The organism is Peptoniphilus sp. oral taxon 836 str. F0141, assembly GCF_000179335.1.
Classification (GTDB): Bacteria; Bacillota; Clostridia; order Tissierellales; family Peptoniphilaceae; genus Peptoniphilus_A; species Peptoniphilus_A lacrimalis.
Window position 1 is genome coordinate 1 of sequence record NZ_AEAA01000075.1, and the last position, 526, is coordinate 526.

Consider the following 526-nt stretch of genomic DNA (forward strand, 5'->3'; position numbering starts at 1 on the left):
GCGCTAATCACGCAGGTACAGCTTGTATAAACACAATACTTGCTGAAAAAGGAAATAATGAAGTAGTAGTTTATGAAGCTAACAACAATCTATCATTCTTAGGTTGCGGTATGGCTCTATGGATAGGCAAACAAATTTCAAATGGAGATAAATTATTTTATTGCGATAAGGAAACTTTTGAAAAAAATGGTGCTACCGTTCATATGGAAACTGAAATTTCTAAAATAGATTTTAAGGCTAAAAAAGTTTATGCAAAAGACAAAAGTGGAAAAGAAATTATAGATTCTTATGACAAATTAGTTTTAGCAACAGGATCCCTACCTATAATTCCAAAAATTCCTGGAATCGATCTTGAAAATGTTCAAAGAGTAAAAATTTATCAAAATGCCAAGGAAGTTATTGAAAAATTAAAAAATCCTGAAATTAAAAAAGTTACAGTAGTAGGAGCGGGTTATATTGGCGTAGAACTTGCTGAAGCTTTTGTAAGAAATGGTAGAGAAGTTGATCTTATTGATTTGGCAGACAC

1 protein-coding gene is annotated in these 526 nt (G+C 31.4%); it reads left to right on the top strand.

Annotation, left to right across the window (positions count from 1 at the left end; translation table 11 throughout):
* The coding region (locus tag HMPREF9131_RS03455) for an FAD/NAD(P)-binding oxidoreductase (protein ID WP_009345361.1) at positions 1-526 on the top strand (526 nt) is incomplete at both ends.